The 23,547-nt window shown below is 64.0% G+C and carries 21 protein-coding genes; 4 read left to right on the top strand and 17 right to left on the bottom strand.

The window, feature by feature from the left end:
* Positions 1–4 precede the first annotated feature (4 nt).
* On the top strand, positions 5–892 hold the full coding sequence (locus tag FJ943_RS01390; protein WP_140719386.1) for a branched-chain amino acid ABC transporter permease: 888 nt from the start codon (positions 5–7) through the stop codon (positions 890–892).
* Between the two features lies 1 nt (position 893).
* Positions 894–1,886: a branched-chain amino acid ABC transporter permease gene (locus FJ943_RS01385; RefSeq protein ID WP_181174470.1), complete on the top strand. Its 993-nt coding sequence runs from the start codon at positions 894–896 to the stop codon at positions 1,884–1,886.
* Positions 1,887–2,016: 130 nt separating this feature from the next.
* Here FJ943_RS01385 and FJ943_RS01380 read toward each other — a convergent pair whose 3' ends face one another.
* The 10 genes from FJ943_RS01380 to FJ943_RS01330 all read right to left on the bottom strand — a co-directional run bounded on the left by FJ943_RS01380 (position 2,017) and on the right by FJ943_RS01330 (position 13,710).
* Positions 2,017–3,150 (bottom strand): glycosyltransferase family 9 protein, encoded by a 1,134-nt coding sequence (locus FJ943_RS01380; RefSeq protein ID WP_224584225.1) that lies wholly within the window; start codon positions 3,148–3,150, stop codon positions 2,017–2,019.
* Between the two features lie 147 nt (positions 3,151–3,297).
* Positions 3,298–3,996 carry a hypothetical protein gene (locus FJ943_RS01375; protein WP_140719384.1) on the bottom strand — a complete coding sequence of 233 codons (699 nt, stop codon included), beginning with the start codon at positions 3,994–3,996 and terminating at the stop codon, positions 3,298–3,300.
* Complete coding sequence (locus FJ943_RS01370) at positions 3,993–4,631, bottom strand: hypothetical protein (protein WP_246671831.1); 639 nt, start codon at positions 4,629–4,631, stop codon at positions 3,993–3,995. The genes FJ943_RS01375 and FJ943_RS01370 overlap by 4 nt, the downstream gene beginning before the upstream one ends.
* Positions 4,632–5,387: 756 nt before the next feature.
* Positions 5,388–6,368, bottom strand: coding sequence for a 2-dehydropantoate 2-reductase (locus FJ943_RS01365; protein WP_140719380.1), 981 nt, complete (start codon positions 6,366–6,368; stop codon positions 5,388–5,390).
* Between the two features lie 2 nt (positions 6,369–6,370).
* The gene (locus tag FJ943_RS01360) at positions 6,371–7,891 is read right to left on the bottom strand and encodes an acyl--CoA ligase (protein ID WP_181174504.1); all 1,521 of its coding nucleotides are present in this window, start codon (positions 7,889–7,891) and stop codon (positions 6,371–6,373) included.
* 247 nt (positions 7,892–8,138) lie between these two features.
* On the bottom strand, positions 8,139–9,725 hold the full coding sequence (gene ggt, locus FJ943_RS01350; RefSeq protein WP_140719376.1) for a gamma-glutamyltransferase: 1,587 nt from the start codon (positions 9,723–9,725) through the stop codon (positions 8,139–8,141).
* A gap of 65 nt (positions 9,726–9,790) precedes the next feature.
* Entirely contained in the window at positions 9,791–10,591 is an 801-nt protein-coding gene (locus FJ943_RS01345) for an ABC transporter permease (RefSeq protein ID WP_140620552.1), read from the bottom strand.
* Positions 10,588–11,514 (bottom strand): ABC transporter permease, encoded by a 927-nt coding sequence (locus FJ943_RS01340; protein WP_140719374.1) that lies wholly within the window; start codon positions 11,512–11,514, stop codon positions 10,588–10,590. The genes FJ943_RS01345 and FJ943_RS01340 overlap by 4 nt, the downstream gene beginning before the upstream one ends.
* Positions 11,511–12,596, bottom strand: a complete 1,086-nt coding sequence (locus FJ943_RS01335; RefSeq protein WP_140719372.1) for an ABC transporter ATP-binding protein — start codon at positions 12,594–12,596, stop codon at positions 11,511–11,513. The genes FJ943_RS01340 and FJ943_RS01335 overlap by 4 nt, the downstream gene beginning before the upstream one ends.
* Positions 12,597–12,669: 73 nt before the next feature.
* A complete protein-coding gene (locus FJ943_RS01330) occupies positions 12,670–13,710 on the bottom strand; it encodes an ABC transporter substrate-binding protein (RefSeq protein ID WP_140719370.1) in 1,041 nt (346 codons plus the stop codon).
* Between the two features lie 216 nt (positions 13,711–13,926).
* On the opposite strand from FJ943_RS01330, the gene FJ943_RS01325 reads away from it, so the two are divergent.
* Positions 13,927–14,628, top strand: coding sequence for a GntR family transcriptional regulator (locus tag FJ943_RS01325; RefSeq protein WP_181174469.1), 702 nt, complete (start codon positions 13,927–13,929; stop codon positions 14,626–14,628).
* Between the two features lie 17 nt (positions 14,629–14,645).
* Here FJ943_RS01325 and FJ943_RS01320 read toward each other — a convergent pair whose 3' ends face one another.
* From FJ943_RS01320 to FJ943_RS01285, 7 genes are all read right to left on the bottom strand, one after another.
* Entirely contained in the window at positions 14,646–15,587 is a 942-nt protein-coding gene (locus FJ943_RS01320) for an alpha/beta hydrolase (RefSeq protein WP_140719366.1), read from the bottom strand.
* Positions 15,588–15,803: 216 nt separating this feature from the next.
* A complete protein-coding gene (locus tag FJ943_RS01310) occupies positions 15,804–16,586 on the bottom strand; it encodes a carnitinyl-CoA dehydratase (RefSeq protein WP_140719364.1) in 783 nt (260 codons plus the stop codon).
* A complete protein-coding gene (locus FJ943_RS01305) occupies positions 16,579–18,657 on the bottom strand; it encodes an acetate--CoA ligase family protein (RefSeq protein ID WP_140719362.1) in 2,079 nt (692 codons plus the stop codon). The genes FJ943_RS01310 and FJ943_RS01305 overlap by 8 nt, the downstream gene beginning before the upstream one ends.
* A 3-nt stretch (positions 18,658–18,660) precedes the next feature.
* Positions 18,661–19,824, bottom strand: coding sequence for an acyl-CoA dehydrogenase (locus FJ943_RS01300; protein WP_023772121.1), 1,164 nt, complete (start codon positions 19,822–19,824; stop codon positions 18,661–18,663).
* Positions 19,825–19,828: 4 nt separating this feature from the next.
* On the bottom strand, positions 19,829–20,923 hold the full coding sequence (locus FJ943_RS01295) for a carnitine 3-dehydrogenase (protein ID WP_140660234.1): 1,095 nt from the start codon (positions 20,921–20,923) through the stop codon (positions 19,829–19,831).
* Positions 20,920–21,549, bottom strand: a complete 630-nt coding sequence (locus FJ943_RS01290) for an HD domain-containing protein (protein ID WP_140719360.1) — start codon at positions 21,547–21,549, stop codon at positions 20,920–20,922. Before FJ943_RS01290 ends, FJ943_RS01295 begins: the two co-directional genes overlap by 4 nt.
* Before the next feature lie 22 nt (positions 21,550–21,571).
* Positions 21,572–22,489 (bottom strand): 3-keto-5-aminohexanoate cleavage protein, encoded by a 918-nt coding sequence (locus tag FJ943_RS01285; RefSeq protein ID WP_023772124.1) that lies wholly within the window; start codon positions 22,487–22,489, stop codon positions 21,572–21,574.
* Between the two features lie 79 nt (positions 22,490–22,568).
* Between FJ943_RS01285 and FJ943_RS01280 the strand changes: the two genes are divergently transcribed.
* Complete coding sequence (locus FJ943_RS01280; RefSeq protein ID WP_140719358.1) at positions 22,569–23,546, top strand: GlxA family transcriptional regulator; 978 nt, start codon at positions 22,569–22,571, stop codon at positions 23,544–23,546.
* The last annotated feature ends 1 nt before the right edge of the window (position 23,547 follow it).

Here is a 23,547-nt window from a genome sequence, read left to right as displayed (position 1 = left end):
CGCCATGACGATGATCTTCGGCATCCCCGTCCAGGCATTGCTCGGCCAATTGCTGGTCGGGCTGATCAACGGCTCCTTCTACGCCATGCTGAGCCTTGGTCTGGCCGTGATTTTCGGCCTGCTGCGCGTCATCAACTTCGCCCATGGCGCCCAGTATATGCTGGGCGCCTTCATTGGCTATCTCCTGCTCACCCATCTCGGCATCGGCTATTGGCCGGCGCTGGTCCTGGCGCCGCTGATTGTCGGCATCTTCGGCGTCGTGGTCGAGCGCCTGGCGCTGTCGCGGCTCTACGACACCGATCCGCTCTACGGCCTGCTCTTCACTTTCGGCCTCGCGCTCGTGCTCGAAGGCATCTTCCGCTACTATTATGGCGTGTCGGGAAACCCCTATGCCGTGCCGCCGCTGCTGGCCGGCGGCACCAATCTCGGCTTCATGTTCCTGCCCATTTATCGCGGCTGGGTCGTGGTCGCCTCGCTGCTCGTCTGCTTCGGCACCTGGGCGCTGATCGAGAAGACCAGGCTCGGTTCCTATCTGCGCGCCGCGACCGAGAATCCCCGCCTCGTCCAGGCCTTCGGCGTCAACGTGCCGTTGCTTTTGACCCTCACCTACGGCCTCGGCTCGGCGCTTGCCGGGCTCGCCGGCATCCTGGCCGCGCCGATCTACCAGGTCAGCCCGCTGATGGGATCGGACCTCATCATCGTCGTCTTCGCCGTCGTCGTGGTCGGCGGCATGGGCTCGATCCTCGGCGCCATCGTCACCGGCTACATGCTTGGCCTCGCCGAAGGCCTGACCAAGGTTTTTTACCCCGAGGCCTCCAACCTGGTGGTCTTCGTCATCATGGCGATCGTACTTTTGGTCCGGCCGGCCGGCCTGTTCGGAAAGGACGCTTGAGATGGCGGAAGAGACATCCGACATGGCCGGGCTTTCGCTGCGCGAGGCATCGGCCAAACCCTCGCCAAGGCTCGAATGGGTGCTGGTCGGGCTCGGCATAGCGGCGCTGCTGGCGGCGCCGTTCTTCGTCTACCCGATCTTCCTGATGAAGATGCTGTGCTTCGCGCTGTTTGCCTGCGCCTTCAATCTCCTGCTCGGCTATACCGGCCTCTTGTCCTTCGGCCACGCCACCTTCTTCGGCGGCGCCGCTTATTTCACCGCGCACGCCGTCAAGGTCTGGGGCTGGCCGCCGGAAGCCGGCATCCTGCTCGGCATGGCGGGTGCGGCCCTGCTCGGCCTCGTCATGGGCTTCTTCGCCATTCGCCGGCAAGGCATCTATTTCGCCATGATCACGCTGGCGCTGTCGCAGATGTTCTTCTTCTTTTGCGTGCAGGCGCCGTTCACGCAAGGCGAGGACGGCATCCAGGGCGTGCCGCGGGGCGTCCTGTTCGGTGTCCTCGACCTCAACGCCCCGATGAACGTCTATTATTTCGTGCTTGTCATGGTCCTGCTCGGCATCTTCGCCATCTGGCGCATCGTCAACTCGCCCTTCGGCATGATCCTGCGCTCGATCCGCGAAAACGAGAACCGCGCCATTTCGCTCGGCTATTCCGTAGCCGGCTATAAGCTCGCCGCCTTCGTCATGTCGGCGGCGCTGGCCGGGCTCGCCGGTTCGCTGAAGGCGATCGTCTTCCAGTTCGCCACCCTCACCGACGTCACCTGGCAGATGTCGGGCGAGGTCATCCTGATGACGCTGCTCGGCGGCATCGGCACCATGGTCGGCCCGATCATCGGCGCCAGCCTCGTCGTCGGCCTGGAAAACACGCTCGCCACGTCAGGTTTCCCCGTGACTATCGCCACCGGCCTGATCTTCATGGTCTGCGTGCTGGTGTTCCGGCGCGGGATCGTGGGAGAGGTTTATGCGCGGGTGCTGGGGCGGGTGGGGAAGGGGTGACTTAGGGTTTGCATCGCTACTGGCGATCCTTTACCGCCTGCCTATCAGCGAATTGATGATCGCACGATCTCGTCGACATAGGTCTGCAGTGCCTTCTTCACGGTTTCACGCGGGCCGGTCATCGCTGTTTCTACCGGAGTGAGTCTGTTTGATTGGCCGTCTCGTTCGCCTGTTGCCTCACTGCATCCATCAGGTCTCGTGTCGCCTGGGCGACCTTGGCAACGGGTAGTCGATGAACGCAGTACACGCCGCCCGGATTGCCGGGCTTGCACAAATCGGGCGCAATGCACTGGCAAGGCAACGGCGGCTCAACGGTGCGGTGAAGCACCCCAAGAGGTCCCCAGATGTCGGGTGGCGTGAGGCCATAAAGGCCCACAACCGGGGTTCCGACTGACGCAGCCAGGTGCATTGGGCCGCTCTCGTTTCCCAGAAAGATAAATGCATCCGCAAGCAAAGCAGTTAATGTCTCAAGCGAGATCTTACCAACAACGCTCGCCAATGGTGACGCTGCCATGTCCAAGATTGTCTGCGCGGTTGAGCCTTCATTAGGTCCACCAACCAGTAGTGACCGCAGGCCCGTCGCGGCATAAACCTCGTCGATTATTGCAGCGAACCGTTCAGGTTGCCAACACCGCCCTTCGAACCTTGCTCCAGCGTGCACAGCGACGAAAGCTTTTACAGCCAGCTTGCTTTGCGCCAGAACCTGGGTAGACGCGCTTCGCCCAACCGGTGTGGGTTCAAGCCTCGGCGTCACTTCGCGTAATTCTATCCCAAGGGCTTCAAGCGGGGACAAATACCGGTACAAATAGTGCGCGCCTCCATGACCAAAGGGTTTAGCAAATATATTAGCAGGCTGACCTTCCCAAAACTTCAGGGGCTTTTCCGGGGGGTTGTACCCAACGCGCAGCGGAGCGCCGATTGACCTGTGCAATATCCTTGACGTCTTCGAGTCAGTTACATCAATGGTGAGATCGAATTTTCGGCGACGGAGGTCAGCTACCAAGCTTGAATATTCCTTCACCCGCTGAAGCAGACTTCTACCAGCACTTCTACCGTCGAACCCGATGGCCAGGTCCGCGATATTCTGGCTGATTACGAAGTCTCGCAGGCCAGGAGCGCAGAGCATGGCTATCGCAGCGTTTGGGTAAGCGAGGCGCAGATTTCGCACGAGCACCGAAGTTAGAATGATGTCCCCGATGTACTTCGTCTGAATAACGAGAATGGACTTGACAGTCTGCCGATCAACCATCGAGATATTCAGCACACCAACCTCCTGAAGGGCGGGTAATGTTGGTCATTGGTCGGTTCGCATCTCCGAGAAATGGATATCTCTTTTCACCACCGGAGCTAGATCATCTTTGCTATAGCGTTCGGGACAGCCCATGTTGCAAGCTTCCCTAAGAAGCACTCGTCATGGCATCTGTCCCTGCCATAAGGGCAATCCAGTTTCCGCAGCGAAGTCCCTATCCTCCGCGTAGATTGGCTCGCCTCTACTCACTACCAGGCGAAGCAAATACGCATCTTCGTCGGCATGATATCGAAAGGCATTTCGGGTGTCGTATCCATGCCCAGCCTGGGACAGGGAAAACCCGCTGACTACAACAGGGGCGAAGCCGGCGAAACGCGTCAACATGATCGCGAAGGCTCCGGTGGAGATTTTCCGGTGCCAGCCGCGGGACACATGATATTTGCCGCTAAGCCGCCAGACGATGTTGGCAAGTTGCCATTTGGTGAGCGCCTGCAAGGTATCGAAACCATAATTGAAGGTGCGACAACCAGCTTTCAGCTTGTCTTCAACGTCCGGCCAAACCGGTACGATCAGATGTTTCGCCTGCCGTCCCTTTAACAAATCGCGCTTGTAGAAGTCCTGTTCGCTCGCGCCGACCAAAATGCCGCGGCGGATGACTGCGATATCAGGAAGGCGGAGGCCGAACGTTTCCGCCAAAAGCTGGGAAGCATTGACGGTCACAAGTGCCCAATCGACACCATGTCCCTCCGGGAGGCGAAAATTCGGCGCCGACCCCATCACCAAGGCGGGACCAGTGGCCCTGGGCAACCGAAGAGTTGGCTTTGAGAAGATTGGCAAGAAATCCAAAAGCGGAGTTTTCATGCGGGAACCTGAACGGCATGTTCCTCAAACGCGCGCAGAATTCTCTCTTCTCGCCTCCACAATTCGTCCCATTGCGTGGTGCCGGACCAGCCCGCAAACCAAGGGCCGCCGAGCGTGTAGTGCGCCAGCGAGACATCGGCGGGATGGAGTTCGGAAGCCGAAGCTCCTACGAGGTAGTTCCATGCCAGAGGCAATTCCCCGATCTCGTGGTCCTCAAGCCATTTGAAGGCGTGGAGGTCACGTCCAGGCCACGTATTGAGCATCTCGTTGGTCAGCCGTTTGTTGGAGGGATGATCTAGATTCCACAAAACGACCGACGACCAGTTTTTGCGGCGATAGAACGTCTGCATTTGTCCGTCCATCTTGACCGCTTCGGATTCGCGTTGCTGGTGCTTAACCGCCATAATCGCGTAGGAAGGATCAACTAGATCGAGCAGCTTGGCTGGATCCTTCAGAAACAGGACATCACAATCGCAGAACATGGCCCAGCCGCCTTGCCTTATAAACGGAACGGCAAAGCGCGATATGGCAAACTCGGTCGCCATCGGCGCCTCGGAAATCGGGCACCAGAGCTTACCATCCCGTACCACCATCGGTCGCTTCATAATTCCTTGGGCTTCAAGGTCTTTGAGCACCAATGGTAGTATCTGCAACGGCGTGCTTGTCCGCCGATAAGCGCTCCATCGCGCTACGTCTAGAACGCGGGATTCCCGTGGATCATAGCCGATGTAGATTGGTATCATGCCGCAACCTTATAATTGTGCAAATTTCCTCGAATTAAGCAGGGAAGCACTGCAAGCGGAAGGCCGAAGTACAGCGGATCACTTGGTCACGGTGGCGAGCGTGCACGGTGATCGGCACCAAATGCGCTATTGGAAAAGATCTCGGGAGAAGCGGACCACGGCCTCTTCCCCGTCCTTGGCGTACCAAGGGTAAATCGTAGTCTTCGGCATTGCGCGTTCCTTTCAATCTGAAGTCAGCGTTCGTTCCTACCCTCTGAAGTAGGTCGCCAACTGTTTTTCTCCACCTTGCGGAAAAAAGTCGGCAGAAGCAGCTATCCACTCCGCGTCGGAGCCCAAAATATTTTGACAGAACCCGGCTGCGGCTTGGCCGAGCCCGATCGTGTCTACCGGCTGTGGAATGTTGGCCCTGCAACGCTTTACGAGCGGGAACTAAGGACAAGTCGACATCACACATGGGTTACGGCTAGGTGCGGTCCTGGCGCACCCGTCACATCTGATTCGTCGTCACTAACGTCCGCTTTTCGGCGGCGGCACAGCTGACTTCGATAATCGAGATGAGGCGCAAAGCGGCCGTCCAACCGGTAGAGTTATGGACGTCTCTCTCCGGTCATTCGGGACGGCAGGCACTAACCGATGTCGGTTTCCTATTCACCCATAACACCCCCGCTCCACCGCCAGCCTCTTCACCAACGCCAGCACCCCATCGATCGCCGGCGTCGGCTTGCCCGTCAGTCGCCCAAGCTCCTGCACGGCGCCCACCAGCGCGTCGATCTCCATGGGCCTGCCGCGTTCCAGGTCCTGCAACATCGAGGTCTTGTGCTCGCCGACGTCGCCGGCGCCCTTGATGCGGCGGTCGACGTCTATGGGGAAGCGCACGCCGAGGCTTTCGCCGATCGCTTGCGCTTCCAGCATCATGGCGCGGGCGAGCATGCGGGTGCCCTCGTCGGCGACGATCGCGGCAAGCGTCGAGCCGGTCAGCGCCGAGATCGGGTTGAAGGAGAGATTGCCCCACAGTTTTATCCAGATCTCTGCGCGTATGTCGTCGCGCACCGGCGCCTGCAGCCCGGCCTTGACCATCTCCCCGGCCAGGAGCGTGACCCGTTCGCTCTTCTCGCCCGAGGGTTCGCCGAGCGAGAAGCGTTTTCCTTCGACATGGCGGATCAGGCCGGGCGCATCGACCTCGACGGCGGGGTAGACCACCGAACCGATGACACGCCGCGGGCCGAGCCGGTCCCAGATCGTGCCGCCGGGGTCGACCTGCTGCAGTCTGGTGCCTTCGAGCGCGCCGCCGTTTTTGTGGAAATACCACCAGGGAACGCCGTTCTGCATGGTGACGACCGCTGTGTGGTCCCCAAGCAGCGGGGCAATCTGGTCGAGCGCGGGCGCGACGGAATGCGCCTTCAGCGCCAGCACGACGTAGTCCTGCGTGCCGAGCTCTTCCGCCTTGGCGGCGGCCTTGACGGGGGCGGTCGTTTCCCGCCCGTCCTCCATCAGGCGCAGGCCATTGGCCTTGATCGCGTCGAGATGCGCGCCGCGGGCGACGATCGACAGCTCGGTGCGGCCGGCGATGGCCAGCTTGGCCGCGACATAGCCGCCGATGGCGCCGGCGCCGAAAATGGTGATCTTCATGATCAGAGCCCGAGCTTGGCGGCGAGCCCGATGCGCTGCAGCTTGCCGGTCGCCCCCTTGGGGATCTCCTCCAGGATCAGCACCTTGCGCGGCACCTTGAAGTCGGCGAGCCGCATCGCGGCGTGGGCGCGGATATCGCCCTCGCTGGCGCTCATGCCTTCGCGCAGCACCACGGCCGCCGCCACCTCCTCGCCGAGCTTGTCATGCGGCATGGCGAAGGTGACGACCTGCGCCACCGCCGGATGGTCCATCAGCACATTGTCGACTTCGAGCGGCGAGATCTTCTCGCCGCCGCGGTTGATGATCTCCTTCAGCCGGCCGGTTACCCTGAGGTAGCCGTCATCGTCGAGCACGCCCTGGTCGCCGGTGTGGAACCAGCCATGCGCGAAGGCCGTGGCGTTGGCGTCCGGGTTCTTCTCGTAGCCTGAGGTGACATTGGGGCCGCGAATGACGATCTCGCCCGTTTCGCCGGCCTGCATCAGCCGGCCGTCCGGCGCCATCACGGCGACTTCGGGTCCGCCGGCGGCACCGACGCTGCCCGGCTTGCGCAGGCCGGGCGGCAGCCGGTTCGACGCCATCTGGTGCGCGGCCTCGGTCATCCCATAGGCTTCGATGACCGGGCAGCCGAAAGTCGCCTCGAGCTCGGCCATCACCTGCGCCGGCAGCGAGGCCGAGGACGAGCGGATGAAACGCAGGCGCGCCGCCGCCAATGCTTCCGGGTTACGCGCCGCGCGCGCCAGGATCGCCTGGTGCATGGTCGGCACGGCCGTGTACCAGCTCGGCTTCGCGTCACTCAGCCACTGGAAGAAGCGCAGCGCGTTGAAGCCTGGCGTGCAGTAGATGCTGCCGCCCGATGCCAGCGACGACAGCACCGCCGCGATCAGCCCATGGATATGGAACAGCGGCATGATGTTGAGGCAGCGATCGCTAGCCGTCAGGCCGAGCGTCGCGCCGATATGGCGGGCGGAGGCCGCGACATTGGCATGGCTGAGCGGCACCAGCTTGGGGCGTGACGTCGTGCCGGAGGTGTGCAGCAGAAGCGCGATGTCGCCGTCCCCGGCCTTGGCGGGCGCCGCTTGCGGTCCGACCGCCGCGCCTTCGATGGTGAAGCTGCCGGCCGGCGCGTCTGGCGGCACGACAAGCCGCAGCACGCCAATGCCGAGGCGCTCGGCCACAGTCACGGCGGGGCCAGTCTCGTTCTCGGCGACCAGGATCGCCTTGGCGCCGATGTCGGTCAGGTAGAAATCGAGCTCGTCCGCCCGGTAGGCGGGGTTGAGCGGCGCCGTCGGGGCTGTGGCGGCGACAGCGATGAAAGCCGTCGCCATCTCCGGCCCGTTGGGCAGCACGATCGCCACCCGGTCGCCTCGGCCGATGCCGCGTGCATGGAGCTGCGTGGCGGTGGTGGCGATCAGCGCGCGCAGCCTGCCATGGGTCAGCGTCGGCCTGTCGGGCGCCAGGATCGCCGGCGCGTCGTCGGCGCCGGCGACGAGGCGGTGGGAAAGGTCAGTGTGGATTTGGGTCATGGTCACCAGCTATGTTTCAAGACTATGGCTTGCGAAAGTCCATCTGATGTCAGCGCCGCCCCTCATTGCCCTGCCGGGCATTTCTCCCCGTATAGGGACGGGGAGAAAGGGGCAGTTTCGGTCTCGGCGCCTGTTCAGCGTGGGCGATTGGCGAAACCGTCGATGACAGTGTCCCCTCTCCCCGTCACTATACGGGGAGAGGATGCCGGCAGGCAGGTGAGGGGCAGCGCCAGCGCCCGGTAGTTCCTCAATACCCCAGCGCCATCCCGTCCTTGCGCGGATCGGATGCCCCCGTCAGCGTTCCCTTTTCCCAGTCGATCAGCACCGCCTGGCCGCCGCCGAGCGGATGGTGCGGCTCGGTGATGGCGTGGCCGCGCCGCCGCAGGCCTTCGACCGCCTCGGCGGGCACGTTGCGCTCCGCCTCCACCATACCGTCATTGTAGAACACGCGCGGCGCGTCGAGCGCTTGCTGCGGGTCCATGCCGAAATCGATCATGTTGGTCAGAAGATGGACATGGCCGAAGGGCTGGTAGCCGCCGCCCATGACGCCGAACGGCATCACCACGCGGCCGTTTTTGGTCGCCATGCCGGGCATGATCGTGTGCATCGGCCGCTTGCTGGGCGCGATGGCGTTGGGGTGGGCCGGATCGAGGCGGAAGCTCGAGCCGCGGTTCTGCAGCACCACGCCTGTCTTGGGGCCGACAACGCCGCTGCCGAAGGAATAATAGGTCGAGTTGATGAAGGAGACCGCGTTGCGGTCGCGGTCGACGACCGAGATATAGACCGTGTCGCTGCCCGGCAGCTGCACGTCGGGCAAATGGGTCATGGCGCGCTCGCGGTCGATCTCGGCGCGCAGCCGGTCGGCATAGGCTGCCGACAGAAGCTGCCTCACCGGCACCGGGACATGGTCCTGGTCGCCGACGAAACGGTCGCGGTCGCGATAGGCCAGCCGCCCGGCCTCGATCTCCAGGTGCAGGCGCTCGGCGCCGTTGGGGTCGAGCCCGCCGAGCCTGAAGCCCGACAGCACGTTCAGCATCAGAAGCGCCGTCAGCCCCTGGTTGTTCGGCGGCATCTGGTGGATCTCGTGGCCGCCATAGCTGACGCTCACCGGCGCCACATAGTCGCCCCTGGTCGCGGCGAAATCTTCCGCCGTGTGCAGCCCGCCCAGCTCCTTGAGCCGGCGCACCATGTCGTCGGCGACCGCGCCTTCGTAGAACCCGGCGCGGCCCTGTTTGGCGATCACCCGCAAGGTCGCGGCCAACGCCGGCTGCTTGTGCACGTCGCCGGCCTTCGGCGCCATGCCGCCCGGCAGGAAGATGCGCGCGGCATGCTCGTCGGCGGAAAGATCGGTTTCGGGTTCGGCCCAGTCGAAGGCGACGCGGTCGTGCACGACATAGCCGTTCTCGGCATAGTGGATCGCCGGCGCCAGCACTTCGGCCAAGCCCTTGCTGCCATGGTCCTCCAGCAGCCGGCACCAGGCGTCGATGGCGCCCGGCACGGTCACCGCATGCGGCCCCTGTTTGGGAAGCTCGCTAAACCCCTTGTCGCGATACCAGTCGACGGTCGCGGCCGCCGGTGCACGCCCCGAGCCGTTGAAAGCCAGCACTTCGCTCCGTCCCTTGGGGCAGTAGAGGACAAAGCAATCGCCTCCTATCCCCGTCGATTGCGGCTCGACCACGCCCTGCACGGCGGCGGCGCAGATGGCGGCATCCATGGCATTGCCGCCGGCGCGCAGCATCTCGATGGCCGCAAGCGTCGAAAGCGGATGCGATGTCGCGGCAATCGCTTCCGTGGCACGAACCGGCGAGCGGCCGGGAAACTGGAAATCACGCATCTGGTCTGGGTATCCCCCGGTGTCTTGAAGCGAATGGGTCCTTGAAGCGAATGGGCCCGATGAAATCAATGCCGGCGGCCGAAGATCTGCGCCAGTGACAACAGCAGGACAGACAGCGCGATCAGGCAGGTCGAGATGGCGGCGATGGTCGGGTCGATCTGGTCGCGCAGCGCGTTGAACATGCGGCGTGTCAGTGTCGTGGTCTCCCCGCCCGAGATGAACAGCGAGACGACAACTTCGTCGAAGGAGGTGATGAAGGCAAACAGCGCACCCGAGACGATCGAGAAGCGGATCTGCGGCATCGTCACTTGCCAGAAGGCGGCGATGCGCCCCGCACCCAGGCTGCGCGCCACCCGCTCCTGGTTCATGTCGTAGGAGCGCAGGCCCGACAGCACCGTCAGCACCACCAGCGGCAGCGCCTGCACCGTATGCGCGATGACCAAGCCGATCAGCGTGTTGTTGAGGCCGATGCGCGCATAGAGGAAGAAGGTGCCGATGCCGACCAGGATCACCGGGATGATCAGCGACGCCGTCAGCAGCGCGTTGATGGTGCCGTTGAAGCGCAGCGTGCCCCGGTTGATCGCATAGGCGGCGGCAGTGCCGAGCGGCGTCGCCACCAGCGCGGTCATGACCGCGACCTTCACCGACACGATGGTGGCGTCGCGCCATTCCAGCGACTGGAAATAGCTTTCATACCAGCGCAGCGACCATTGCCGCGGCGGGAACTGCAGCAGCGTCGAATCCGAGAACGACATGATGACGATGATGACCGACGGCGCGATCAGGAACAACAGCACGAGGCCGCCGAAGGCGTAGAGCCACAGCCGTTGCCGATGCGAGATCGGCAATCCGATATCTTCACTCATCGCGAACTCCATACGCCGGTGGCCCGCGCGCCGAGCAGCCACTGGAACAGGCCGAGAAGCGCCAGCGTGACCACCAGCAGCACCACGCCGAGTGCCGCACCGGCGCCCCAGTTGGAATAGAGGCTGGTGGTCTGTTCCATGCGCATCGCCCACATCACCACCTTGCCGCCACCCATCAGCGCCGGCGTCACGAAGAAACCGAGGCACAGCACGAAGACGATGACCACGCCGGAGGCGAGGCCCGGCACCGACAGCGGAAAGAAGATCTGCCGGAAAGTGGCGGCGGGGCCGGCGCCGAGGTTCATGCCGGCGCGCAGGCAGTCGGTGTCGATGGTCTTCATCGAGGCATAGAGCGGCAAGACCAGAAACGGCAGCAATATATGCGTCATGCCGATGACGACGCCCGAAAAATTGTTGGCCAGCGACAGCGGCTGGCTGATCACGCCGAGATCGATCAGCCAGCTGTTGATCAGGCCCTTGCGCTGCAGGATCACCAGCCAGGCATAGGTGCGCACCAGCACCGACGTCCAGAACGGCAGGATGACGAAGATCAGGCAGATCGATGCGGCCCGGCGCGGCAGCTGCGACAACATGTAGGCCAGGGGATAGCCTGTTAGCACGCAGGCGCCGGTGACGATGAAGGCGACCTCGAAGGTGGTGATGAAGGTCCTGATGTAGGAGGCCTGCTCGAAGAAACGCGCATAGTTGGCGGCGCTCAAGGCGCCGGTCTCGTCGAACAGCGACAGCCAGAGCAGCCAGCCGATCGGCACGATGATGATCACGCAGACAAGGAACAGGCTCGGCGCCAGCAGCGCCAGCAGCCGCAATGACTCGCGCCGCGCATCCGCGCGCAGGGCCTGCGCGTTCAGGTCCTGCCCCGCCGGACTGGCGGTCTCCGTCAGGAAGGCGGACTGCGCGCTCATCCCTCGGCCGCCACCAGGATCGTGTCCTTGGCATCGAGGCCGAGCGTGATCGGCTGGCCGGGCGCCGGCAGCCTTGCCAGCACATCGCTGCGGCAATAGTCGCGCAGCGTCAGCTGGCGGCCGTCGCGCAGGCTGGCATAGCAGACGAAACTGTCGCCCTGGTAGATGATGTCGCTGACCGTCGCATCGAGCACATTGACGCCGGTCGACGGGTCGGATGCCGTGACCAGCCGCAGCTTCTCCGGCCGCACCACCATCAGATGCGGACCGGGCGGCGGCGTCGGTGCGCCGGTCTGGATCGGCCTGTCCTCATACCAGACCGAGCCATCGCGGCTTTCGACCGGGATGAAGTTCGATTCGCCGATGAAGCCGGCTACGAATTGCGTCTTCGGCGCGGCATAAAGCGTTTCGGGCCGGTCGAGCTGTTCGATGCGGCCGCCGTTCATCACCGCGATACGGTCCGACATGGTGATGGCTTCGCGCTGGTCGTGCGTGACATAGACCGTGGTCATGCCGAGACGGCGATGAAGCGCACGCAATTCGATCTGCATATGCTCGCGCAAACCCTTGTCGAGCGCCGACAGCGGTTCGTCCATCAAGACGATGCGCGGCTCGAAGACGATGGCGCGCGCCAGGGCCACGCGCTGGCGCTGGCCGCCGGAAAGCTGGTCCACCCGGCGCTCGCCCAGGCCATGCAGCTTCACCAGCTCCAGCGCCTTCTCCACCCGCTGCGCTGTCTCTGTCACACCGACGCCGCGCTGCTTCAGCGGAAAGGCGATGTTGTGGAAGACGTTCATATGCGGAAACAGCGCATAGTTCTGGAACACCATGCCGATATTGCGCCGGTGCGGCGGCGTGGTGATGATCTCGTCGCCGCCGACCTTGATCGATCCGCCATTGGCTCGCACGAAACCGGCCAGGATCATCAGCAGCGTCGTCTTCCCCGAGCCCGAAGGCCCAAGCAGCGTCAGGAACTCGCCAGCCTCGACATCGAGGTTCAGGTCGCGCAGCACCGGCACGCTGCCAAATCGTTTCTCGATCGCGCGCATGCCGATCGGCAGCGCGGATGGTGCAATGGACAAGATCGTTATCTCCGAGGCAGAGACTGAAGGAGCGGGGCGGCGCTGCTGCCGTCCCGCAATGCAGGATTCCGGCCTATTGCTGGATCAGGTTGTTGAACTTTTCCGTCGCCTCGACGAGGTTGTCGCGCCAGAACTCGGCATCCTGCAATACCTGCTTCTTGACGTTTTCGGGCGCCGAATTGATGTCCTTGATCCGCTCCGGCGGGATCTTGCCGGTCTCGAAGGCCTTCTCGTTCACCGGTCCATTGTCGACATAGAGCGGCAGGTTGGCCTGCAATTGCGGGCTGACGAACATGGCCAGCGCCTTCATCGCCGCGTCCTTGTTCTTGGCGCCCTTGGGGATGACCATGCAATCGGCGGTGAGCACGCCCTGGTCGAAGGAGAAGCTGACCGGCGCGCCCTCCTTCTTCAAAGTGCCGGCGCGGCCGTTCCAGATGCTCGCCATATCGACTTCACCATCCTTCACCAGTTGCATGGCCTGGGCGCCGGAGGTCCACCAGGCGTCGACATGGCCACGGATCTTGTCGACCGATTTCAGCGCGCCGTCGATGTCGACGGGATAGACCTTGTCGATCGGCAGGCCGGAGGCGAGTGCTGCGACGCTCAGCGTCTCCGTCGCCTGGCTGCTGCTCAGCGCACGCCGTCCCGGAAACTTTTCCACGTTCCAGAAGTCGGCCCATGTCTTCGGGCCCTTGTCGCCGAAGACGTCGGTCCGGTAGATCAGCACGACGGACGTGTAGGAAATGCCGACCCAGTCCTCATGCACCAGCCTGGGGTTGATGCCGCTCTTGTCGATGATGCCGTAATCCAGCTTTTCGAACAGCCCCTCCTTCGAGCCGCGCGCGCATTCGTCGGCGCCGAGTTCGGTGATGTCCCATTTCACCGCATTGCCGGTCACCTGCAGGCGTACGTCATCGAGGCCGTTGGTCGTGTCTTCCTTGATGGTGATGCCGAGCGCATCGGCGGTCGGCTTGAAGAAGGCCTTGGTCTGCGCCTCCTGATAGGTGCCGCCCCATGAGGCGACGGTGATCGTGTCGGCGGCGACGGCGGGCACTGCCACGGAGGCAATGAGCCCGGCTATCGCTAGAGTTCTAAAGCTGGTGGTCCTGTTCATTTCGGTTCTCCGACCGGTGTTCCCATTTGTTTTTTGATTTGGCATGCGATTTTGTATACAATTTAGAATGTAGCCGAGAGATCGGTGTTGTCAACTGCGACGGGCGCGATCGGTTGGACGGCGGGAACGGCGCCGCGGGGCGTGGCAAATTACGCCGACTGCGACTACAAACGAGGCGATGTCCGGCTAAAGCGGCCGGAGAACTGGAAACGGAACTTGGCCAAGGAACCAAAAAACACGCTGCGCGACTCGGTCTATTCCGCGCTCAAGGCGATGATCGTGACCGGCCAGATTCCGCCGGGTTCACGCGTCACCGAAAGCGACATCGCGGCGAAACTCAATGTCAGCCGCACCCCCGTGCGCGAAGCCTTCAATCGCCTTGAGCGCGACGGGCTGGTCACCGGCCGGCCGCGCCAGGGCTATGCCGTCACCGAGTTCGACATCAACATGTTCCGCGAGGCCTTCGCCATCCGCGAACTGCTCGACGGTCACGCGACCGAACTGGCGGCGGCCGCTGCGACCGAGAAGGACAAGGCGCGGCTGCGCGCCATGCTGGCCGAGTGCGAGCGGCTGGCCGCCATTCCAGATCGCACGACGCGGGAAAAATTCCAGGAACTGGAGGTCGGCATCGATCTCCACCGCGTCATTGCCGAGATCAGCGGCAATGTCATGCTGCATGGCATGCTGTGCGGCATCCTCGACAAGTGCCAGCATTATGTCTGGACCGAACTCTTGTGGCTCGATGAATGGAAGATCGCCCGCGACGAACACGCCGAGATCGTCGAGGCGATCTGCGCAAACGATGTCAGCCGCGCCGGCGCCCTGGCCCGCGCGCATGTGCGCGGTTCGCGCGAGAACGTGCTGCGCCTGCTGCAGGCGAAATCGGATTATCAGACCTTCCTGGCCAAGGCGTCCTGAGCGGACAACCATTCGTCCTACCAGGTTAAGCCGCCCTTTCCGAGCGTGGCCACCGCGTCGACGATCCGGGTGAAGCTCGCGCGGGCGCGGCCAACGGCATGCCGGGCCCTGAGATAGCCGTGCACCAGGCCGGGCTCCTCGAACCAGGCGGCGCGCCCGCCCGCCGCGACGATGCGGTCGCGATAAGCCTCGCCATCGGATGACAGCGGGTCGCACTGGGCGGTAATCAGCACGGTCGGCGGCAGATTGGCGAAATCGGCATCGGCCAGCGGATACAGCGTGATGTCACCGGTCTGGTCCACGCCGCCGGTACGGACGTATTTGTAGAATTCAAGGTCGCGCACCGTCAGCATCGGCGCTTCGGCATGCGTCACATAGGAGCCGCGCGCGCGATCGCCGCCGAGACCGGGATAGATCAGCACCTGGCCGATCGGCTTTTTCGCGTGGCCACGTGTCGCGTGCGCAACGGCGGCGCAAAGATTGCCGCCGGCGCTGTCACCGCACAGCAAGACCGGGCGGTCGTAGGTCCCGGCGGCCCATTCGATGGCGCTCATCGCATCGTCGAAAGCGGCCGGATGCAGATGCTCCGGCGCCAGCCGGTAGTCGACCGAGACCACCTCATAACCGGTGCGGCCGCAAAGCTCGGCGCAGACGTCGTCATGGCTGTCCAGCCCGCCGAGGATAAAGCCCCCGCCATGGAAGTAGAGCACCATGGCGGCATGGTCCGGCTTTGCGTTGCGGTAGATGCGCATCGGGATATCGCATGCCGGCCCGGCAATAGCGGTGGTCTCCGCAGTCACCCCCTCGGGGTAGCCGGCAAAGAACTCGCGGCACATGCGATGGTAGATCTCGCGCTGCTGCGCGATGGTGTAATCGATCGTGTCGGGCGGATAATAGGAATTCGTCCGCTCGATGAAAGCCCAGGTCTCGGCGTCGATCAGGGTTTTGTAGTCGGTCATGCCGGCTCAACCGACGTCAAAGGTCGAGCCCAGGCACCCCCCTCTGTCCTGCCGGACATCTCCCCCGCAAGGGGGGAGATCGGATGGCGTTTCCGCTTTCGCCAATCGCCAGCACCGCGACAAAAGCACCGCAGGCGAAGCTGCCGATCTCCCCCCTTGCGGGGGAGATGGCCGGCAGGCCAGAGGGGGGTGTGACGGAACATCATCGTCGGCGAGCTATCTCCCCTTCCAAACCGGCTCCCGCTTCTCCGCAAACGCGCGGAAACCTTCCATATTGTCCTCGGAACCGTACAGCGCATCGACCGTCGGCAGTTGCCGGCGCGTCACCTTGTTCATCGCCTCCTGGAAGGTCAGCGATTCCGCCACCCGCGCGGTCTCCTTGATCGCTGCGAACACCAGCGGCGGGCCGCTGGCGAGCAGCCGGGCGATCTCCCAGACGCGGTCCTCGAGCTTTTCCCTGGGCAGCACCTCGTTGACCAGGCCCCAGCGATGCGCCTCGGCGACATCCATCCAGCGGCCGGTGAGCAAAAGGTCCATGGCGACATGATAGGGGATGCGCTTCGGCAGCTTGATCGTCGCCGCGTCGGCCAGCGTGCCGGCGCGGATTTCGGGCAGCGCGAAGGAGGAATGATCGGAGGCGTAGATGAGGTCGCAGGACAGCGCCAGCTCGAAGCCGCCGCCCACCGCCATGCCGTTGACGCAGGCGATGACCGGCTTGTTCAGGTCGCGCAATTCCTGCAGCCCGGCAAAACCGCCGACGCCATAGTCGCCGTCCACCGCGTCGCCGCTCGCGGCGGCCTTGAGGTCCCAGCCGGCGCTGAAGAACTTGTCGCCGGCGGTCTTGACGATGGCGACGCGCAGGTCGGGATCGTCGCGGAACGCTTTGAAGGTTTCGCCCATCAGCCGCGATGTTTTCAGGTCGATGGCATTGGCCTTGGGGCGGTCGAGCGTGACCTCGAGGATCAAGCCTTCGCGGCGGGTCGAAATGACGTCAGACATTCTTGTTTTCTCCCAGCACCAGCAATGCATCGGCGATCCAGGCGCCCTTGCCCTCGGAGCAGACGATCAGCGGATTGATGTCGAGTTCCTCGATCTCGCCGGCATTCTCCTGCACGAAACCGGCAATGCCCGCGATGGCGTCGATGGCGGCCTGGAGATCGGCCTTCGGCCGGCCGCGATAGCCCTCGAGCAGCGGGAACAGTTTCAGGCCGCGCAGTGCGGCCTCGATGTCGTCGCGCGTTGCCGGCAGCATCAGCGTGACGCTGTCGCGCAGCAATTCGACCAGCACGCCGCCAGTGCCCAGCGTCATCACGGCGCCGAACATCGGATCGCGGGTGAAGCCGACGATCAGTTCGGCGACGCCGTCGCGCACCATGCGCTCGACATAGAGCCCGGTGCCGAGCGGCAACAGGTCATGCGCCGCGGTGCTGACCGATTCGGCGTCCTTGAGGTTCAGCCTGACGGCGCCCACCTCGGACTTGTGGGTGACGCCAAGCGCCTTCAGGGCGACGGGGAAGCCGAGCGCCATGGACGAGATCACCGCTTCGACCGCATTGCCGGCGCGTTCGCCTTTTGGCACCGGAAGCCCGGCCTTGATCAGCCGCGCCTTGGCTTGCGCCTCGTCGGGCGTAACATGATCGCCACCGGCCGCGCCCGACGCCGATGTATCCACCGGCTGCGCCTGCGGCTCGCGCCAGGCCCAGCCGATGAAGGCCGCCGCCTGGGCGGCGTCCATCGCTTCGGAAATGCCGAAAAGCGGCACCATGCCGCGCGCCATCAACTCGGCGGTGTATTCCTCCGGCAGGTTCTCCGGCAGCGAGGAGACGATGGCGCCACGCGCCTTGTTGGTCTTCAGCGCCGATTCGAAGGCGCGCAGCGTCGCCCACCAGTCGGTCACCGAGCAGCGATCGGGACGCGGGAAGTCGAGCACCAGCATGTTGAGGTCGAAGCCGCCCGACACCATGGCGGTGAAGGTGGCGGTCATCGCCGGCTCGTTGTTCCAGATGAAGGTGTGATAGTCCAGGGGATTGGCCACCGCGACCAGCGGCCCGAGCGTCGATTTGACATGGGCGCGATGGGTGTCGTTCAGGACCGGGAAGTTGACCCATCGGCCTACGGCGCTGTCGGCCATGACCGATGCCTCGCCGCCCGAACAGCTCATCGACGACAAGGTATAGCCAGGCAGCGGGCCGGTGATGTGCAGCAGCTTCAGCGCCTCGATGAAGGAGGGGATGGAATCGACGCGAGCGATGCCAAGCCGCTTCAGGAAGGCGCCGGAAGCAGCGTCCGAGCCGGCAAGCGAAGCGGTGTGCGAGACGGTTGCCTGCCGCGCCTGTTCGGAGCGGCCGACCTTCATGGCGATGATCGGCTTCTTGAGCTCACGTGCCCTTGCCGCCAGGCGCTCGAAGCCGGCTACCGAATCGAACGCCTCGATGTGCAGGCCAAGCGAGGTGACGCGCTCGTCCTCGATCAGGCCGAGCGCCATTTCGGACAGGCCGGTCTGCGCCTGGTTGCCTGCGGTCATCAGGAAGGCGATCGGTAGGCCGCGCTTCTGCATCGTCATGTTGATGGCGATGTTGGACGACTGGGTGATGATGGCGACACCCTTGCCGCCCTCTTCCAACCTGATGCCGCCATGCTGGTCTGGCCACAAAAGCGCGCCGTCGGCATAGTTGATCAGGCCGTAGCAGTTCGGGCCGATGATCGGCATCTGGCCGGCGGCGGCGACCAGTTCGGCCTGCAGCCTTTCGCCGTCCTCGTCATAGGCCTCGGTCTCGAGGAAGCCGGCGGCAAAGCAGACGGCGCCGCCGGCGCCGCGTTCGGCCAGCGCCTTGATCACCTCGATGGTGAGGTGCCGGTTGACGCCGACAAAGGCCGCGTCCGGCGCGCCGGGCAAATCGGCGACGGATCGGTAGGCCTTGCGTCCGGCAACTTCGTCCTTGGTTGGGTGCACCGGCCAGATCTCGCCGGCAAAGCCCATCTTGATCGATTGCGCCACGACGGCGGCGGCCTGCACGCCGCCGAACACGGCGATCGATTTGGGGCGCAGGAGGCGTTCAAGTTTATGCATCGATCAAGCCCCGAACGGGCGCAGCAGCGCCCGCGAAATAATATGTCGCTGAATCTCCGACGTGCCTTCCCAGATGCGTTCGACGCGGGCGTCGCGCCAGATGCGCTCCAGCGGCAGGTCATCCATCAGCCCCATGCCGCCATGGATCTGGATGGCCTCGTCGGCAACGAAGGCGAGCATTTCGGTGGCCTTCAGCTTGGCCATGGCCATGTCCTGGTCGGTGACGGTGCCCTGATCGTACTTCCAGCCGGCTTCGAACACCATCAGGTCGGCGGCCTTGAGTTCCGTCGCCATGTCGGCGAGCTTGAACGACACGCCCTGGAACTTGCCGATCTGCTGGCCGAACTGCTGCCGCTGCGCGGCATATTCGACCGCATGGCCGAGCGCTCGCTCGGCACGGCCGAGGCAGGTGGCGCCGACCTGCAGCCGCGTGGCGCCGAGCCAGGAATTGGCGACGTCGAAGCCCTTGTGCACCTCGCCCAGAACCTGGGATGCCGGCAGCCGGCAGTCGTCGAATTCGAGAATGGCGTTGGTGTAGCCGCGATGCGAGACGTTGCGATAGCCGTCGCGCACCGTGAATCCCTTGGTGCCCTTGTCGACGAAGAAGGCGGTGATCTTCTTGCGCTTTCCGCGCGGTGAATCCTCTTCGCCCGAGGCCATGAAGACGATGGCGAAATCGGCGAGATCGGCGTGGGAGATAAAATGCTTGGTGCCGTTCAGCACCCAGTCGTCGCCATCCTGCACGGCGGTCGCCTTCATGCCGCGCAGGTCGGAGCCGGCGCCCGGCTCGGTCATCGCCAGGCAGTCCCATTTCTCGCCGCGGATGCAGGGGAAAAGATACTTTTCGCGCTGCTCCGGCGTGCCGGCGAGCAGGATGTTGGAAGGGCGCGCCACGCAGGTCCAGTGCAGCGCGTAATTGGCGCGGCCGAGTTCCTTCTCGTAGAGCAGCCAGGTCACCGTATCGAGCCCCGCGCCGCCGACATCGGCAGGCATGTTGGCGGCATAGAGGCCCGCCTCGATCGCCTTCGCCTTGATCTCCTCGATCAGCTCGCGGCGCAGCACGCCAGTGCGCTCGACCTCGCGCTCGTGCGGATAAAGCTCGTTCTCGACGAAGGCGCGCGTCGTCTCGACAATGAGTTTCTGCTCTTCCGAAAGACCGAAATCCATGGTCTCAGCCCTTCTTCTTTTTCTTCGGCTTTTCGGCTTTCTTCACTGGCTTGGCGGCCCTGGCCCTTTCCGCTGCCTTTGAGGCCACGGGCTTCTTCGCCGCCAGCTTGGCGAGCTGTCTTGTGTAATCCTTGTGCAGCGCGCCGGCGCCCCAGCCCTTGCCCTTGTTCTGCTTCGACAGCGCATCCATGATCGCGACCAGATTGTCGTCGCGGATCTTTTCCAGTTCGCGGATCGACAGGCCGTGCGCCTGGTCGTCAGACTGGGTGGCGATCAGGTCGACCAGCTCATCGTTGAACTCCGGCACGTCCATCAGCTTGGTCCACGGCCATTTCAGGCAGGGCCCGAACTGCGCCATGAAGTGGCGCATGCCGGCCTCGCCGCCGGCAACGCGATAGACCTGGAACATGCCCATCTGCGCCCAGCGCAGGCCGAAGCCGTAGCGCATGATGTCGTCGAGTTCCTCGACCGTGCAGATGCCGTCCTTGATCAGCCACAGCGCCTCGCGCCAGGCGGCTTCGAGCAGGCGGTCGCCGACGAAAGCCTCGATCTCCTTGCGGATGACGACCGGCTTCATGCCGATCGAGGCATAGATTTCCTTGGCGACTTCGATGGCTTCCGGGAAAGTCTGGTCGCCGCCGACGATCTCGACCAGCGGCAGCAGATAGACCGGATTGAACGGATGGCCGACGACCAGCCGTTCCGGGTGCTTCTTCATCGCCACCTGCATGTCGGTCGGCTTGATGCCCGAGGTGGACGAACCGACGATGGCGTTGGCCGGCGCGTGGGTGTCGATCTCGGCCAGCACCTTGTGCTTGAGGTCGAGCCGTTCCGGCACGCTTTCCTGGACGAAGTCGGCATCCGCGACCGCCTCGGCGATCGTCTTGGCGAAGGTCAGCTTGCCCTCTTTCGGCAGGCCGCCGGGCACCATCTGCTTGTAGGCGCGGCGCGCGCCCTTCATCACTTCCGAGACCTTGCGCGAAGCTTCGGGATCGGGATCGAAGATCGACACGTCGATGCCGTTGAGCAGGAGCCGCGCCACCCAGCCGGCGCCGATGACCCCGCCGCCGATGGCGGCCGCCTTGTTGATGATGCTCATTGAGAGGCTCCGGTTCTTGTCCTGGCGGTTTCGGGATCGGCGAGAGGCACGCGCTCGCCGGCGCGGATGACCGAGGGGTCGTAGGCTTTGCGGGCGAAGACTTCGAGCACGAACGGCCGGAAGAAGTCGATCGGCAGTGTCTCATAGTCAGGGTCGAAGCTCGACTGGTCCCAGCGTTCGCAAAACTGGTCGCAATCGTCGAAATAGGCATGACCGGCGAAGCGGTCGCGCGCATGGCGATTGCCGCCGAGATGGTGGGCGTAGTAGAGGCGCTGAAAGTCGCCATGCTTCTCCACCACCCAGGTGCATTGCTCGCGCACGAAAGGTTTCAGGATCGAAGCGGCGTATTCGTCGTGATTGTAGGGCGCGTAGATGTCGCCGATGTCGTGCAGAAGCGCACAGGCTATCCAGTCGGTGTCGGCGCCGTCGCGCCAGGCCCGCGTCGCCGCCTGCAGCGAATGACCCAGCCGCGTGATCTTGTAGCCGGACAGGCCTTCGTCGAGCTGCACCAGCGCGTCGAGCAGCCGCTCGCCGGTCCTGGCCGCGTAGTCGATCTCGTGCGCGGTCAGGAACTCGTAGTCTTGCCTGTCGCCATCCTTCATGGCGGTGAATTTTACAGTAGCCATATCGACCCTCCCTGCGAATAATTTATGCCGCGATCGGCGCTCGCTTGGTCAGGTTGAGCTTCTTGCGCACTTCTTCCGGCCCCAGGATCCGGGCGCCGAGATTGGTGACGATCGAGGCGGCACGCTCGACCAATTGCGCATTGGTCGCCAGCACGCCCTTGTCGAGCCACAGATTGTCCTCGAGGCCGACGCGGACATTGCCGCCGGCGAGCACGGCGGCAGCGGCGTAGGCCATCTGGTTGCGGCCGATGGCGAAAGCCGACCAGTTCCATGTCGACGGCACGTTGTTGACCATCGCCATGAAGGTATTGAGATCGTCGGGCGCCCCCCACGGCACGCCCATGCAGAGCTGCACCAGCGCGTCCGGATCGAGCACCTTTTCCTCGACCAGTTGCTTGGCGAACCAGAGATGTCCGGTGTCGAAGGCCTCGATTTCCGGCTTGACGCCGAGCGCCGTCATCATGCCGCCCATGGCGCGCAGCATGCCGGGCGTGTTGGTCATGACATAGTCGGCCTCGGCGAAATTCATGGTGCCGCAGTCGAGCGTGCAGATTTCCGGCAGGCACTGGCGCACATGTTCCATGCGGTTGGTGGCGCCGCCCATGTCGGTGCCTTTTTCGTTGAGCGGCAGCGGCGCTTCGGGCGAGCCGAACACCATGTCTCCGCCCATGCCGGCGGTGAGGTTCAGGATGACGTCGACATCCGCCGCGCGGATGCGCTCGGTCACCTCGCGGTAGAGATGCACGTCGCGCCTGGGCTTGCCGGTTTCGGGGTCGCGCACATGGCAATGGACGATGGCAGCGCCGGCCTTGGCCGCGTCGATCGCCGAATCGGCGATCTGCTTGGGCGAGCGCGGCACGTGGGGTGAGCGATCCTGCGAGCCGCCGGACCCGGTCACGGCACAGGTAATGAAGACCTCACGGTTCATCGCGAGCGGCATCGAAACTCTCCTCCCATTCGAAACAGCCCCTACCATCGCTCGACTTGATCAAAGCTGCTTTGCGTTTTACGAAGGCGACATGATCAAAAGCGAAAAGTCCGTCTTTCGCGCCGAACGTGAGACCCTCAAGGTAACGTTCCTGGTGTTTTCCGGCTCCTCGATCATGTGCGTCGCTTCCGCCGTCGACCCGCTGCGGGCCGCCAATCGCATTTCCGGCGAGACCCTGTTCGACTTCAAACTGGTCTCGGTGACAGGCGAGGCGCCGGTTACCACCTGCGGCCTGCCGGTGGCGGTCAGCGGCCGTTTCGACGCCAAGGAGACAACCGACGTTCTCGTCGTCGTCGCCGGTTTCGGCACCCAGAATTACGCGACGTCGGCTCTGCTTTCAGGTTTGCGGAGGGCAGCGCGGGCGGCCCGCGCGTGCGGCGGCGTCGAGGCCGGCACCTGGCTGGTGGCGCGCGCCGGCCTGCTGGAGGGCCGCAGCGCCACCACCCATTGGGAAGACATGGAGGATTTTTCGTCGGCTTTTCCCGGCGTCGATGTCCGGCCGGACCGCTATGTCATCGATGGGCCGGTGTTCACCTCGGGCGGCGCCTCGCCGACCTTCGACCTGATGCTGCACTTGATTCGCACGCGACTCGGCATGGCGGTGGCGCTCGATGTCGCCAGCGTCTTCATCTACGACCAGGCGCGTGCCGCGACTGATGCCCAGCCGCTGGTCTCGCTCGGCCGGCTCGACGGCTACGATCGGCGGCTGGCGCAAGCGATCCGCTTGATGGAAGCGCATGTCGACCAGCCGCTGACCATCGACGCGGTGGCCAGGCGCGCCGGGGTGACGGCGCGTACCCTGGAAAGCATCTTTCGCAAGTCGATCGGCGAGACGCCGGGCGCCTACTATCTCAGGCTGCGCCTGGGCGCCGCGCGCCGGCTCGTTGTCGACACCCGGATCGCCATGGCGGATATCGCCGGGCGGACGGGGTTCTCGTCTGCCGCGGCCTTTTCGAGAGCATTTTCAAGGGCTTTTGGCGAAGCCCCTGTCAGGCTTCGCCGAGGTTGAT

Origin of the sequence: Mesorhizobium sp. B2-3-10 (genome assembly GCF_006442275.1) — a bacterium.
Lineage (GTDB): Bacteria > Pseudomonadota > Alphaproteobacteria > Rhizobiales > Rhizobiaceae > Mesorhizobium > Mesorhizobium australicum.
The sequence above is the reverse complement of the archived record's forward strand: the minus strand, read 5'-3'. Positions and strand labels throughout refer to the sequence as shown.